The 14,043-nt window shown below is 71.3% G+C and carries 12 protein-coding genes; 11 read left to right on the forward strand and 1 reads right to left on the reverse strand.

The window, feature by feature from the left end; translation table 11 throughout:
• Positions 1–7 precede the first annotated feature (7 nt).
• From LB823_RS01480 to LB823_RS01520, 9 genes are all read left to right on the forward strand, one after another.
• Complete coding sequence (locus tag LB823_RS01480) at positions 8–1,354, forward strand: MFS transporter (protein ID WP_374201260.1); 1,347 nt, start codon at positions 8–10, stop codon at positions 1,352–1,354.
• The gene (locus LB823_RS01485) at positions 1,351–1,941 is read left to right on the forward strand and encodes an alpha/beta hydrolase (RefSeq protein ID WP_224644987.1); all 591 of its coding nucleotides are present in this window, start codon (positions 1,351–1,353) and stop codon (positions 1,939–1,941) included. Before LB823_RS01480 ends, LB823_RS01485 begins: the two co-directional genes overlap by 4 nt.
• Before the next feature lie 20 nt (positions 1,942–1,961).
• Positions 1,962–2,330 (forward strand): carboxymuconolactone decarboxylase family protein, encoded by a 369-nt coding sequence (locus LB823_RS01490; protein ID WP_224645191.1) that lies wholly within the window; start codon positions 1,962–1,964, stop codon positions 2,328–2,330.
• A 90-nt stretch (positions 2,331–2,420) separates the two neighbouring features.
• A complete protein-coding gene (locus LB823_RS01495; RefSeq protein ID WP_224644988.1) occupies positions 2,421–4,529 on the forward strand; it encodes an ATP-dependent DNA helicase RecQ in 2,109 nt (702 codons plus the stop codon).
• A gap of 101 nt (positions 4,530–4,630) precedes the next feature.
• Positions 4,631–4,969, forward strand: a complete 339-nt coding sequence (gene yajC, locus LB823_RS01500) for a preprotein translocase subunit YajC (protein WP_224644989.1) — start codon at positions 4,631–4,633, stop codon at positions 4,967–4,969.
• A gap of 83 nt (positions 4,970–5,052) precedes the next feature.
• Positions 5,053–6,615 carry a protein translocase subunit SecD gene (gene secD, locus LB823_RS01505; protein WP_224644990.1) on the forward strand — a complete coding sequence of 521 codons (1,563 nt, stop codon included), beginning with the start codon at positions 5,053–5,055 and terminating at the stop codon, positions 6,613–6,615.
• Positions 6,612–7,748: a protein translocase subunit SecF gene (gene secF, locus LB823_RS01510; protein WP_224644991.1), complete on the forward strand. Its 1,137-nt coding sequence runs from the start codon at positions 6,612–6,614 to the stop codon at positions 7,746–7,748. The genes secD and secF overlap by 4 nt, the downstream gene beginning before the upstream one ends.
• Positions 7,741–8,301 (forward strand): adenine phosphoribosyltransferase, encoded by a 561-nt coding sequence (locus LB823_RS01515; RefSeq protein WP_224644992.1) that lies wholly within the window; start codon positions 7,741–7,743, stop codon positions 8,299–8,301. Before secF ends, LB823_RS01515 begins: the two co-directional genes overlap by 8 nt.
• Positions 8,302–8,340: 39 nt before the next feature.
• On the forward strand, positions 8,341–10,683 hold the full coding sequence (locus tag LB823_RS01520; RefSeq protein WP_224644993.1) for a bifunctional (p)ppGpp synthetase/guanosine-3',5'-bis(diphosphate) 3'-pyrophosphohydrolase: 2,343 nt from the start codon (positions 8,341–8,343) through the stop codon (positions 10,681–10,683).
• An 83-nt stretch (positions 10,684–10,766) separates the two neighbouring features.
• Here the strand turns inward: LB823_RS01520 and LB823_RS23960 are convergent, their stop codons facing one another.
• Positions 10,767–11,900 carry a peptidylprolyl isomerase gene (locus tag LB823_RS23960; RefSeq protein WP_224644994.1) on the reverse strand — a complete coding sequence of 378 codons (1,134 nt, stop codon included), beginning with the start codon at positions 11,898–11,900 and terminating at the stop codon, positions 10,767–10,769.
• A 108-nt stretch (positions 11,901–12,008) separates the two neighbouring features.
• Here LB823_RS23960 and LB823_RS01530 point away from each other — a divergent pair, with 108 nt between their 5' ends.
• On the forward strand, positions 12,009–12,746 hold the full coding sequence (locus LB823_RS01530) for an MBL fold metallo-hydrolase (protein WP_224644995.1): 738 nt from the start codon (positions 12,009–12,011) through the stop codon (positions 12,744–12,746).
• The gene (hisS, locus tag LB823_RS01535) at positions 12,743–14,041 is read left to right on the forward strand and encodes a histidine--tRNA ligase (RefSeq protein ID WP_224644996.1); all 1,299 of its coding nucleotides are present in this window, start codon (positions 12,743–12,745) and stop codon (positions 14,039–14,041) included. The genes LB823_RS01530 and hisS overlap by 4 nt, the downstream gene beginning before the upstream one ends.
• Positions 14,042–14,043 lie beyond the last annotated feature (2 nt).

Raw genomic sequence — 14,043 nt, forward strand, 5'->3', positions numbered from 1 at the left:
AATGACAATGGCCCTCATGACCACCCGCTCGGGTGACATCGAGGACTCCGACGGTACGCCGACGGGACCCGCGCGGTCCCGTCGGCGGATCTACCCGTGGGTGGTCTTCGCGCTCGCATTCGCACTGCTCCTGTCCGACTACATGTCCCGCCAGGTGCTCGCCGCGGTCTTCGTCCCGCTGGGGCAGGAACTGCACCTCGACAAGGCCCAGCAGGGCTCGCTCATCTCCGTGGTGGCGCTCATGGTCGGCGTGCTCACGCTGCCCGTGTCGATCCTGGCCGACCGCTGGGGCCGCGTCCGCAGCCTCGTCCTCATGGCCGTGATCTGGTCCGTCGCCACGCTGGCGTGCGCGTTCGCGCAGAACTACGAACAGCTCCTCGCCGCCCGCTTCATGGTGGGGGTCGGCGAGGCCGCGTACGGCAGCGTCGGTATCGCGTTGGTGCTCAGCCTGTTCGCGCCCCGCGTGCACGCCGCGCTCTCCGCGTCCTTCATGGCCGGCGGCTCCTTCGGCACCATGGTCGGCACCGGACTCGGCGGCCTCATCGCCGTCCACTTCGGCTGGCGCTGGTCCCTCGGCGCGATGGCCGTGCTCGGCCTGCTGCTCGTCGCCGTGTTCAAGGTCGTGGTCACCGAGGCCCGCGTCAAGCGGAACCAGGTCGATGAGGCCGGCGCGGCACCGTCGTGGGAGAACGCGGAACCCATCCGCGTGGCCCGCGCCCCCCTGTCGAGCCTGTTCACGAACTCGCCCGTCGTGTGCGCCTACATCGGCAGCGGCCTGCAGATGTTCATGGCCGCGGTCATGCTGACCTGGCTGCCCACGTACTTCAAGGAGGCCTACCACCTCTCCGTCGACAAGGCGGGTGGCGCGGCGGCGATGTTCGTGCTGCTGGTGGGCTCCGGAATGATCGTGTGCGGCTTCCTCGCCGACCGGTACAGCCTGAGTGACGGTACGCGGAAGTGGACGGCGGGCATCGCCTACTGCACCATCGCCTTCGTTGCGCTCATGATCGCCTTCCGGATGCCCACGGGCACCGCGCAACTCGTGCTCCTCGGCATCGGTGCGTTCTTCGCCGCGGGCAGCTCCGGCACGGCGGCCGCCATGGTCGCCTCGTTGACGCACCGCTCGGTGCAGGCATCCGCCATGGGCACGCTCACGCTGGCGAACAACCTGCTCGGGCTCGCGCTCGCGCCCATCCTCATCGGCGCGCTCGCCGACCGGATGGGCCTTCAGGGCGCGCTGCAGCTGGCCCCGCTCGTCTACGTCCCCGCGGTGCTGTTCATGGTCTTCGGCAAACGGCTGCACCCGCGCGGGCTCGCGAAGCTGCAGGCCCTGAACGCGGAGCCGGCGCGGTGATCGGGCCCGTGCCCGTGATCGTTCCGGGCCTGCGGGGGAGCGCACCGTCGCACTGGCAGGAGCTGTACGCCGCCCGGACCGACGGCGCCGTCACGGTGCCCTTCCCGGCCGAGGCGGACTGGCACTCGATCGACGAGCGGACCCGGCTGCTGGGGGAGACCGTCGCCGCGGTCGACGGCCCGGTCGTCCTGGTGGCGCACAGCGCCGGCGTGCTCGCCGCGGTGCGGTGGATCCGCTCCCTGCCCGACGGTGCGCCCGAGCTCGGCCGGGTGGTGGGCGCGGTGCTCGCGACGCCCCCCGACTTCGGGGTCGACTGGCCGGAACCGCACCCGCGGCCCGCGGAGCTGTCCGCGGCCGGCTGGGAGCCGATCCCGCGGCGGCGCTTGCCCTTCCCGTCGGTCGTCGCCGCCAGCCGGACCGACCCGCTGGCGCGGTACCGAGTGACCGCCGGGCTGGCCGAGGCGTGGGGGAGCAGGCTCGTCGACCTCGGCGACGCCGGGCACCTCAACCCGGCGTCGGGGTACGGCGAGTGGCCGCTGATCGACGAGCTGGTCGCGGAGCTCGTCGCCGCCGGGAGCCGGTCGTGACGGAGTCGGTGGTCGGCGCCATGCGCGACGCCGGTCACTGGAATCCGATGTGGGACGGCGTCGCCGAGCTCGACCCGGAGTGGACGGAGTCCTTCATGCGGACCACGATGAGCACCTACCGGGGCGGGGTCCTCACCCCGCAGGTGGTGGAGCTGTTGTGCATCGCGGTCGACGCCGCCTGCACGCATCTCTACGCGCCCGGCGTCCGCCGGCACATGCGGGCGGCGCTCGACCTGGGCGTCGAGCCGCGCGAGATCCTCGAGGTGCTCAAGCTCGCGACCACGGTGGGCGTGCACTCGATCAACGTCGGCGCGCCGATCCTCATGGAGGAGCTGGAGGCACGGGAGCGCGCCTCCGGCGACCGCGGAGCGGCCCCGGAGGGCGAATAGGCCGATCGCGTCGCTGCGGGACCGCCGCGGCGGCGCGTGTCGGTGGGTCCGTCTAGCCTCGGGGTGCAACCGATCAGGGGAGTCGCGGCGATGACGGAACGAATGCTCACGGGAGAACGGGCGGAGCGCGCCCGGCGGGTGATCGAGGCCCTCGCCGGGCCCGGCGCCGCGCTGCGGGACGACCAGGAGACGGCGGTCGCCGCGCTGCTCGAGCCCGCGGCGCGCGTTCTCGTGGTGCAGGCCACGGGCTGGGGAAAGTCCGCCGTGTACTGGGTGGCCACCGCGTTGCGCCGGGCCGAGGGGGCCGGCCCCGCGCTGATCGTCTCGCCGCTGCTCTCGCTCATGCGCGACCAGGTCGCCGCCGCCGAACGCGCCGGCCTGCGCGCAGCCACCCTGAATTCGTCCAACTTCGAGGAGTGGAACACGATCGAGGCGGCGCTCGCCGCCGGCGAGATCGACGTGCTGCTCGTCTCGCCGGAACGACTCGCGAACCCGTCCTTCGGGCGGCGTGTGCTCGACGCTCTCGAGGGCTCGCTCGGCCTGCTCGTGATCGACGAGGCGCACGCGGTCTCGGACTGGGGCCACGACTTCCGGCCGGACTACCGCCGCGTGTCCGACGTCCTCACCCGGCTGCACCCGCAGACCCCGGTGCTGGCCACCACCGCCACCGCCAACGCCCGCGTCACCGAGGACGTGGCAGCCCAGCTCGGCGACGCCACGCTGGTGCTCCGCGGGCCGCTCGCGCGCCGGTCGCTGCAGCTCAACGTCCTGCCGGCGCTGGCGCCGATCACCCGGTACGCGTGGGTCGCCCGGCACCTGCCGGACCTGCCCGGCTCGGGCATCGTCTACGCGCTGACGGTGGCCGACGCGGAACGGCTCGTCGACGGCATCCGCGCGGTGCACGGCCCCGGGTACCCGGTGGCCGCGTACACCGGCAAGCTCGACCCGGACACCCGCGCCCGCCTCGAGGATGCGCTGCGCGCGAACGAGATCAAGGCGCTCGTCGCCACCTCGGCGCTCGGTATGGGCTTCGACAAGCCGGACCTGGGCTTCGTCGTGCACGTCGGCTCGCCGCCCTCGCCGGTCTCGTACTACCAGCAGGTCGGCCGTGCCGGCCGCGCCATCGACCACGCCGTCGTCGCGCTGCTCCCGTCGGAGTCCGACGCGGGCGTCTGGGACTACTTCGCCACCGCGACCATTCCCGATCCGCAGCAGATGGACCGCGTGCTCGCGGCCTTCGCCGACGACGAGACGGGGGGCGGGCAGTCCGCCATCGCGCTCGAGGCCTCGACCGGCATCCGGCGCACCAGGATCGACCTCATGCTCAAGCAGCTCGCGGTCGACGGCGCTGTGGAGCGGGTGGAGGGCGGCTACCGCGCCACCGGCGCGCCCTGGCACTACGACGGCGCCCACTACGACGGGATCGTCGCCACCCGCCGCCGAGAGGCGGACATCATGCGGGCCTACACGCGCGGCGAGCGCTGCCTGATGCAGCTGCTCACCGAATCGCTCGACGATCCCGAGGCCGCGCCCTGCGGCCGCTGCTCGGTCTGCCTCGGGCACGTCCCCGACGGTCTGGGCGAGCCCGTCCCGCCGGACACCGCGCGGGCGGTCGCGGGGGCGCTGCGCTCCCAGAGTCAGATGCTCGAGCCGCGCAAGATGTGGCCGGGCGGCGTCGCGGGCCGCAAGGGCCGGATCCAGCCCGACCTCGCGGCCGAGCCCGGCCGGGTGCTGGTCTTCGCGGACGCCCCGGAGTGGACGGGCACCGTCGGGGCGGCGCGCTCCGGCGATTCCCAGGCGATCGCCGACCTCGCCGGCGCCGCCGTCGCGGCGCTCTCGCGGTGGCGCGACCAGTGGCGCGCTCGGCCCGAGATCGTCGCCTCCCTGCAGCTGACCGACCGCCCGGCCCCCGTCGAGCCGGTCGCCGACCGGATCGCCGAGGTGGGCCGGCTGGACCGCGTGACCCTGCCCGTGCCGCGGGGCCCGGCGCCCGGGCGCGACGCCTCCGGGGCGCAGGAGGCCGCGCACTGGCTGGACGCGATCGACGCAGCTCCCGCCGCGGAGGCGGTCCGCGGCCGATCGGTGCTCCTCGTGGTCGACGAGTCCGGCACGGGCTGGGCCGTGACCGTCGCGGCGGCCCGGCTCCGGGAGGCCGGAGCGGCCGTGGTGTTGCCGCTGGTGGTGCACCGTCCCGCCTGACCCGCGCGAGATGTGGAACACTGGAACACCGAGTGCCGCTCAACACTGGGTGGCCGCATATGCGGGCCTACCGCGACCCGACCACGGAGGATTAACCAATCATGGGCAATTTGCTGCTGCCCCTTCTGCTCGTCCTGATGCTCGTCTTCATGTTCTTCCAGTTCCGGAAGCAGAAGAAGCAGATGAACGAGACCATGGAGATGCAGGCCGCCCTCACCGTGGGTACCAAGGTCATGACCAGCACGGGCCTGTACGGCACCGTCGTCGGCCTCGGCGAGGACACGATCGACCTGGAGATCGCCCCCGGCATCAGCACCACCTGGGTGCGGCGCGCCGTCGCCAAGGTCCTGACCCCGGAGGAGCTCGACGCCCCGTCGATCGAGACCATCACCGAGGACGAGGGCCAGATCGACCTGGACAAGCGCTCCGAGGACCGCTGACCCGCATCACCGTCACCACCGACGAACTTCTCCGGCGGACCTCCGCCGGGGAAGTTCTCCACGCCGAGGAGTCGTAACCGCCCGTGGCCAGGAAAACATCGAGCAGCGACCGCACCGAGTCGCGGCTCCTCATCGCCTTCGGGCTGATCTTGATCGCGGTCTTCGGGCTGGTGTTCTTCACCGGTGACCGCGAGCCGACGCCCAAACTCGGCATCGACCTGCAGGGCGGCACCTCCGTCGTGCTGCAGGCCGTCACGCCCGACGGGAAGGCGCCCGAGGCGGAGAAGATGGAGCAGGCGCGCGACATCATCAACAAGCGCGTCAACGGTCTCGGCGTCTCCGGCTCGGAGGTCAAGATCAGCGGGCGGAACCTGATCATCACCGTGCCCGGCTCCGACGGCGACCAGGCCCGCACCCTCGGCCAGACGGCCCAGCTCAAGGTGCGCCCCGTGCTGGCGACGCAGGCGGCTCCCGCGGTCAACACGCCCGCGCCCGACCTGACCGATCCGGCGGCCGCGAAGAAGGCGATCGACGAGGCGCGCGCCACGCGCCAGTCGACCGACCCCGCGGTGCAGAAGAAGGCGATCGAGACCCTCAACTGCAACGCCCCGTCGGACCCGCTGGCCGGCAACGACGACCCGTCGAAGCCCCTCATCACCTGCGATCGGCCCGACGAGCGCAAGGAGGGGCAACCCAGCGCCGTCTACACGCTGGGCCCCGCGATCATCGACGGTCAGTCGATCAAGAACGCGTCCTCGGGTATTCCGCAGAACCAGGTCCAGTACGTCGTGACCCTCGAGTTCACCGGCGAGGCCTCGCGGGTGTGGGCGGACTTCACCTCGAAGAACGTCGGCAAGCAGGCCGCCTTCGTCCTCGACTCGCAGGTCATCACCGCGCCGAACATCAACGGCCCGATCACCGGCGGCCAGACCCAGATCACGGGCGACTTCAACCAGCAGACGGCCGGCGACCTGGCGGGCGTGCTCAAGTACGGCTCGCTGCCGCTCTCGTTCAAGCCCGGCACCGCGCAGACCGTGAGCGCGACGCTCGGCTTCGAGTCCCTCAAGGCCGGCCTCATCGCCGGCGCGATCGGCCTGGTCCTCGTGCTCATCTACGCGCTGGCCTACTACCGCGCGCTCGGCGTGCTCGTCGCGCTGTCGCTGGCGCTGTCGATCGCCCTGCTCTACGGCCTCCTCGTGCTGCTGGGCCGGTGGATCGGCTACTCGCTCGACCTCGCGGGCATCGCCGGCATCATCATCGGCATCGGCATGACCGCCGACTCCTTCGTCGTCTACTTCGAACGCATCAAGGACGAGATCAGAGAAGGCCGGAGTTTCCGGTCCGCGGTCCCACGCGGCTGGGCGAGCGCCCGCCGCACCATCTGGACGGGCAACGCGGTCTCGCTGCTCTCCGCCGTCGTGCTCTACGTGCTGGCCGTGGGCGACGTGCAGGGCTTCGCCTTCACGCTCGGCCTGTCGACCATCCTCGACGTCGTCATCGTCTTCCTCGTGACGCACCCGCTCGTGTACTTCGCATCGAAGACCGAGTTCTTCGCCAAGCCGTCGATGAACGGCCTCGGCGCCGTGGCCGCGATCGGCCGTGAGCGCAAGCGCGCCGCAGCTACCACCGGGGAGGCGTCCGCATGACCGACACCAGCATCGAGAGCGAGAAGAAGGCCTCGTTCTTCACCAAGCTCTACACCGGCACCGGCGCCTTCGACATCGTCGGCAAGCGCAACCGGTACTACCTCGCGACCGGCGTCATCATCGTGATCGCCATCCTGGGCATCCTGATCCCCGGCTTCAAGTTCAGCATCGACTTCGAGGGCGGCACGCAGATCTCGTTCCCCGTGGGGAACGCCCAGGTCGACACGGCCAAGGTGCGCGAGACGGTGCGCGAGGCGACGGGCGTCGAGCCCTCGGCCGTGCAGACCGCCGGCACCGGCGCGGCGCAGACCTACCAGGTGGCGCTGTCCGAGCTGAGCAACAACCAGATCACCCAGGCGCGGGACGCCCTGTTCGAGACCTTCCACCCGCCCGCGCAGGACGGCAAGCCGGCCGAGAACACGATCAGTTTCTCGGGCGTGAGCTCGACCTGGGGCGATCAGATCACCCAGCGCGGACTCCTGGCCCTCGCGGTCTTCCTCGTGCTGGTCACGGTGTACATCGCCGTCCGCTTCCGCGAGTGGGACATGGCGCTCGCCGCGCTCGCGTCGCTGTTCTTCGACGTGGTGGTCACGGCCGGCGTGTACGCCTGGTCCGGTTTCGAGGTCAGCCCGGCGACGGTGATCGGCCTGCTCACGATCCTCGGCTTCTCGCTGTACGACACGGTCGTCGTCTTCGACAAGGTCGAGGAGAACGTGCGCGGCGTGCTCAACACCAGTAGGCGCACGTACGCCGAACAGGCGAACCTCGCGATCAACCAGACGCTCATGCGCTCGATCAACACCACGGTGATCTCGGCGCTGCCGATCATCGCGCTGATGGTCGTCGCCGCCGGCATGCTCGGCGTCGGCACGCTCATGGACCTGGGCCTGATCCAGCTGGTCGGCGTCGTGGTCGGCACCTACTCGTCGGTCTTCTTCGCGGCGCCGCTGCTGGTCACGCTCAAGGAGCGCCGCCCGCAGTACAAGGCGCACAACGAGAAGGTGCTGGCCCGCCGGGCGCGCGCCGAGGCAGGGGAGACCGCCGACGCGGTGGCCGCGACGGATGCGGGCGCGGTGCAGCTCGACAAGGCGCCGGCCCGCCCGCAGACCAAGCGCAGCCGTCGTCGTGACTGACGCGGCCCGCGCGGCCGTCGCCGCGCACACGCGGCACGTCGCCGGCTTCCCGGAGCCGGGGGTGGTCTTCGCCGACCTCACGCCGGTCTTCGCCGACGGTGCCGCACTCGCCGCCGTCATCGACGGTCTCGCCGCGGCCGGTCGCGGGCCGGACGGCGACGCCACCGTCGACCTGGTGGCCGGGCTGGACGCGCGGGGCTTCCTCCTGGGTTCCGGCGTGGCCCTGCGCCTGGGCGTGGGCACTCTCGCGGTGCGGAAGGCCGGCAAGCTGCCGCCGCCCGTGCTGCGTGAGGAGTACCAGCTCGAATACGGCTCCGCGGCGCTGGAGATCCCCGCGGAGGGCATCGCGCTGGAGGGCAAGCGGATCCTCATCGTCGACGACGTGCTCGCCACCGGCGGCACCGTCTCGGCGGCGGTCGCGCTGCTGCGGCGCGCGGGCGCGATCGTCGACCGCGTCTCGGTCGTCCTCGAGCTCGAGGCGCTCGGCGGACGCGCCCGACTGCAGGAATTGCCCGGCGGTGCCATCGCGGTGTCGGCTATCTCGGTAGGCTGAATCCCTAGTCCAGTCACGTCGTCCGGGCGGGGAGGCACCATGTCGCTGCAGTCTCAGGGTTCCGACTCCGCGGGTACGCCTGTCGCCTCGTCGCAGCCGGCCCCGCCCAACCTCGAGACGACGGGCTCGACCACCCGCCGGGTCCGGGCGCGCCTCGCCCGCCGGATGACGGGCACGCGCAACCACGTCCGGCCGGTCCTGGAACCGCTGGTGGCCCTGCACCGGGAGGTGTATCCGAAGGCGGACGTCGCGCTGATCGAGCGCGCCTACGACGTCGCGGAGCAGCGGCACGCCAGCCAGATGCGCAAGTCGGGCGACCCGTACATCACCCATCCGCTGGCCGTGGCGACGATCCTCGCCGAGCTGGGCATGGACACCACGACGCTGGTCGCGGCGCTGCTGCACGACACCGTCGAGGACACCGGGTACACGCTCGAGCAGCTCACCGCCGAGTTCGGCTCCGAGGTGGCGCACCTCGTGGACGGCGTCACCAAGCTCGACAAGGTGGCGCTCGGCAACGCCGCCGAGGCCGAGACGATCCGCAAGATGATCATCGCGATGGCCCGCGACCCGCGGGTGCTGGTGATCAAGGTCGCGGACCGGCTGCACAACATGCGCACGATGCGCTTCCTGCCGCCGGAGAAGCAGGCCCGCAAGGCCCGCGAGACCCTCGAGGTGATCGCGCCGCTCGCGCACCGCCTGGGTATGGCGACGGTGAAGTGGGAGCTGGAGGACCTGGCCTTCGCCATCCTCCACCCGAAGAAGTACGACGAGATCGTGCGGCTCGTCGCCGACCGCGCACCGTCGCGCGACACCTACCTGGCGGCCGTGCGCGCCGAGATCAACGGCGCGCTGTCGGCCCAGCGGATCGTCGCCGACGTGCAGGGACGGCCCAAGCACTACTGGTCGATCTACCAGAAGATGATCGTCAAGGGCCGCGACTTCGACGACATCCACGACCTGGTCGGCGTGCGGATCCTGTGCGACGAGGTGCGCGACTGCTACGCCGCGGTCGGCGTGGTCCACTCGCTGTGGCAGCCGATGGCCGGCCGGTTCAAGGACTACATCGCGCAGCCGCGCTACGGCGTCTACCAGTCGCTGCACACCACGGTGATCGGCCCGGAGGGCAAGCCGCTCGAGGTGCAGATCCGCACCCGGGAGATGCACCGCACCGCCGAGTTCGGCATCGCCGCGCACTGGCGGTACAAGGAGACCAAGGGGCGCTCCGGCGGCGGCGCCAAGGGCTCGGACCTGACCGAGGTCGACGACATGGCGTGGATGCGCCAGCTGCTCGACTGGCAGCGGGAGGCCGCGGACCCGGGGGAGTTCCTCGAATCGCTCCGCTACGACCTCGCGGTCAAGGAGATCTTCGTCTTCACCCCCAAGGGCGACGTGATCACGCTGCCCGCGGGTAGCACCCCCGTGGACTTCGCCTACGCCGTGCACACCGAGGTGGGTCATCGGTGCATCGGCGCCCGCGTCAACGGCCGGCTCGTGGCGCTCGAGCGCAAGCTCGAGAACGGCGAGGTCGTCGAGGTCTTCACCAGCAAGGCCGAGAGCGCGGGCCCGTCGCGCGACTGGCAGACGTTCGTCGTCTCCCCGCGGGCCAAGGCCAAGATCCGGCAGTGGTTCGCCAAGGAGCGCCGCGAGGAGGCGCTGGAGAACGGCCGCGACGCCATCGCCAAGGAGGTGCGCCGTTCGGGCCTCCCACTGCAGCGCCTGACGAACGCGGAGTCGATGGCGGGGATCGCCAAGGAACTGCGCTACGCGGACGTCTCCGCGCTGTACACGGCCGTGGGCGAGCACCAGGTGTCCGCGCACACCGTCGTGCAGCGGATGCTCGAGCAGCTGGGCGGCATCGAGGAGGCGACGGAGGAGCTGGCCGAGCGCAGCACCCCGTCGACGATCTCGGGTCCGACCGCGACGACCGACGTGGGCGTGCTCGTCACCGGGCAGCCGGGCGTGCTCGCGAAGCTCGCCAAGTGCTGCACGCCCGTGCCGGGCGACGAGATCGTCGGCTTCGTGACCCGCGGCGGCGGCGTCAGCGTGCACCGCACCGACTGCACCAACGTCGCCGAGCTCCGCAAGGAGCCCGAGCGCTTCCTGGACGTGAAGTGGGCGCCGTCCGCGTCGTCGGTGTTCCTGGTCGCGATCCAGGTCGAGGCGCTCGACCGGCACCGCCTGCTCTCGGACGTGACGAAGGTGCTCGCCGACGAGAAGGTCAACATCCTCTCCGCCTCGGTGACCACGTCGCGCGACCGGGTCGCCGTGTCGCGCTTCACCTTCGAGATGGGGGACCCGAAGCACCTCGGGCACGTGCTCAACGTCGTGCGCAACGTGGAGGGCGTCTACGACGTCTACCGTGTGACCTCGGCGCAGTAGCGTTCCGCCGGCACCGCACGGTCGCGGCGCGCCCCGAACGACGAAGGCCCCCGCCGGAGCGGGGGCCTTCCTCGTACGTCGGACTACTGGCCGGCGAGGGCCATGGTGGTGATGTTCACCGGGTCCTTGGGCTTACCGTCGGTGACGGGGGTGCCCGGCTTCGGGGCCGGGTCGCCCGGCTTCGGGACGATGCCCTTCTTCGCGATCATCTGCAGCACGGTCAGGCCGGCGTCATCCGTCTTGCCGATCACCGAGTAGTTCGCGGGCAGCGTGGTGTCCTTGTAGACGAGGAAGAACTGGCTCGAGCCCGTGTTGTAGGTGCCCTCCTGGCCCGTCTGCGGGTTCGACTGCTGGTTCGCGTTCGCGACGGCGATCGTCCCGGCCGGGTAGATCACGTTCTGCGAGGCCGCCATCGGGTTGGCCTCCGCGGTCGCCGGCTTGAGGAACTTCGGCGCCTCGTCGGGCGAGGTCCAGCTCGGGCCGCCGAGGCCGGTGGCCGACGGGTCGCCGCACTGCAGCACGTAGAGGCCGCTCTTCTTGTCGGCGGCTTCGCTGGCCGTCTCGCGGTGGCAGGTCGTGGCGTCGAAGAACTTGGCCTGCATCAGTGCGACGAAGGTCTCCACGTTGCACGGCGCCTTCGAGCGATCGAGCTCGAAGCCGATGGGGCCCGCGTTGGTGGTGATGGTGCCCGTCATGGTGCCGGTGTTCGGGACGTCCTTGCCCTCGGGCTTGGTGAGCGACTTGTTGCGCTCGGCGAGCCTGTCCAGCTGCGGCAGCTGCTTCTCCGCCTCCGCGATCGTCTTCTCCGAGGCGTCGGTCTGCTCGATCGCCGCGTCGATCTGCTGCTTGAAGGAGGCCTGCTGATCCGCGGGCATCGTCGGCAGGCGCTTCTGCGCGTCGGCGATCTGGGTACGCATCGTCGCGATCTGCTTCTTCTGCGCGTCGAGGTTCTTGCGCGCATCGGCCGCGGGGTCGCGGTCGCCGAAGTCACAGGTCACGTGGAGCGACTTGTACTTGTTCTCCGCGGCCACGCGCAGGGGAGCGCGGGGACCCGCCGGGACCCAGATGTAGGCGGCCACGACGGCGGCCACCGCCACCACGGCGACACCTGCTCCGATGGCCTTCACCTTGCGCTTGCGCGCGTCGGACTCACGCCGCTCGTTCTGCTTGGCCAGCTTCTCGCGGGCTGCCTGGCGGCGCTCTTCATTGCTCGGCACGGTGTGACGACCTCCTCATTACCGACATCCGGCGGGCACAACTGATCGCCAAGTCTGCCAGCTAAACCTGATAGACGCCGTCACCGGGTCTGGTGCCACAATGGTCGGATGCTGATCACCGGATTCCCCGCGGGGGTGTTCCAGACCAATTGCTACGTCGTCGCGGCCGGTCCGGACTCCGACGCCGTCGTCATCGACCCCGGTCAGGACGCCGTCGCGCCGCTCAAGCAGTTGCTGGCCGAGCATCGCCTGAACCCGGTCGCGGTCCTGCTCACGCACGGTCACCTCGACCACACGTGGACCGCGCAGCCCTTCGCCGACGAGTACGGCATCCCCGTCCACATCCACGACGGCGACCGGGCGATGCTCGCGGATCCCGCCGTCGGCATCGGCGCCGCGCTCGGCGCGATGATCGGCGACCAGGTCTTCGTCGAGCCGCAGAAGGTCATCGACCTCGTCGACGGCGAGCCCGTCACCCTCGCCGGGATCACGTTCGGCGTGGACCATGCGCCGGGCCACTCCGCGGGCTCGATCGTCTTCACCGTCGAGGCCCCCGCCGTCGACGGTGCCGGAACCCCTGTCGAGGGCGAGACCGTCACCGTCGCCTTCGACGGCGACGTACTGTTCCAGGGTTCGATCGGCCGGACGGACCTGCCGGGCGGCAGCCACGAGCGGCTCCTCGAATCCATCGCGGCGAAGCTGCTGCCCCTGCGCGACGACACCGTCGTCCTGCCCGGGCACGGCCCCGCCACCACCATCGGACGGGAGCGGGCGTCGAACCCGTTCCTGCAGGGCCTCACCGGCACGCAGACGCCGGGTGAGCGGAAAGGACGATACGGACTGTGAGCGCCGGTAGCTTCCAGGCTCCCAAGGGCATTCCCGACTACATCCCGGTGCCGTCGGGGGAGAAGAACAGCTCCGCCGACTTCCTCGCCGTGCGCACCGCGCTGCTGCGGGCGACCGCCGAGGCGGGATACGGCTACATCGAGCTGCCGATCTTCGAGGACACCACGCTGTTCGCGCGGGGCGTCGGCGAGTCGACGGACGTGGTCGCGAAGGAGATGTACACCTTCGCCGACCGCGGCGACCGCTCGGTGACGCTGCGCCCCGAGGGCACCGCGGGCGTGGTCCGCGCGGTGCTGCAGCACGGCCTCGATCGCGGCCAGCTGCCGGTGAAGGCGGCCTACGCGGGCCCGTTCTTCCGCTACGAGCGTCCCCAGGAGGGGCGTTACCGGCAGCTGCAGCAGGTGGGCATGGAGGCCATCGGCGTGGACGACCCGGCGCTGGACGCCGAGGTGATCGCCGTGGCGGACCGGGCCTACCGCAGCGTCGGGCTCGACGGCTTCCGGCTGGAGGTCGCGAGCCTCGGCGACGCGACGTGCCGCCCGCAGTACCGCGAGAAGCTGCAGGAGTTCCTCTTCGCGCTCGACCTCGACGAGGAGACCCGGCGTCGCGCCGAGATCAACCCGCTGCGGGTGCTCGACGACAAGCGGCCCGAGGTCAAGGCGATGACCGCCGATGCGCCGCTCATGATCGACAACCTCACGGCGGAGCCGAAGGAGCACTTCGAGAAGGTGCTCGGCTACCTCGACGCGCTGGGCGTGCCCTACGTGGTCAACCCGCGGCTGGTCCGCGGGCTCGACTACTACACCAAGACCTGCTTCGAGTTCGTCCACGACGGCCTCGGCGCGCAGTCGGGCATCGGCGGCGGCGGCCGGTACGACGGCCTCGTCGAGCAGCTCGGCGGCCGCGAGGGCGTCACCGGCGTCGGCTTCGGGCTCGGCGTCGACCGCACGCTCCTGGCGCTCACGGCGGAGGGGAAGCGCGCACCGGCGGCGCCCCGCGTGGTGGCCTTCGGCGTGCCGCTCGGGGACGCCGCGCGCGACGCCATGGTGCCGCTGCTCGGCCGCCTGCGCCTGGCCGGCGTCGCGGCCGACATGGCCTACGGGAACCGCGCCATGAAGGGCGCGATGAAGGCCGCGGACCGTTCGGGCGCCCGCTTCGCGCTGATCCTGGGTGATGCGGAGCTCGAGCAGGGCGTCGTCATGGTCAAGGATCTGGCGAAGGGGGAGCAGCGCGCGCTCCCGATCGATACCGTCGTGGACGTGATCGTGACCGAGAGCGCCGAGAGCGCAGGGTAGCC

The organism is Tsukamurella sp. M9C (genome assembly GCF_020169415.1).
Classification (GTDB): domain Bacteria; phylum Actinomycetota; class Actinomycetes; order Mycobacteriales; family Mycobacteriaceae; genus Tsukamurella.

Excerpts from the sequence above, each read along its gene's own strand:
- LB823_RS01480 (WP_374201260.1), top strand. The coding sequence starts at position 8 with ATGGCCCTCATGACCACCCGCTCGGGTGACATCGAGGACTCCGACGGT.
- LB823_RS01490 (WP_224645191.1), top strand. The coding sequence starts at position 1,962 with ATGCGCGACGCCGGTCACTGGAATCCGATGTGGGACGGCGTCGCCGAG.
- LB823_RS01495 (WP_224644988.1), top strand. The coding sequence starts at position 2,421 with ATGACGGAACGAATGCTCACGGGAGAACGGGCGGAGCGCGCCCGGCGG.
- yajC (WP_224644989.1), top strand. The coding sequence starts at position 4,631 with ATGGGCAATTTGCTGCTGCCCCTTCTGCTCGTCCTGATGCTCGTCTTC.
- secF (WP_224644991.1), top strand. The coding sequence starts at position 6,612 with ATGACCGACACCAGCATCGAGAGCGAGAAGAAGGCCTCGTTCTTCACC.
- LB823_RS01520 (WP_224644993.1), top strand. The coding sequence starts at position 8,341 with ATGTCGCTGCAGTCTCAGGGTTCCGACTCCGCGGGTACGCCTGTCGCC.
- LB823_RS01530 (WP_224644995.1), top strand. The coding sequence starts at position 12,009 with ATGCTGATCACCGGATTCCCCGCGGGGGTGTTCCAGACCAATTGCTAC.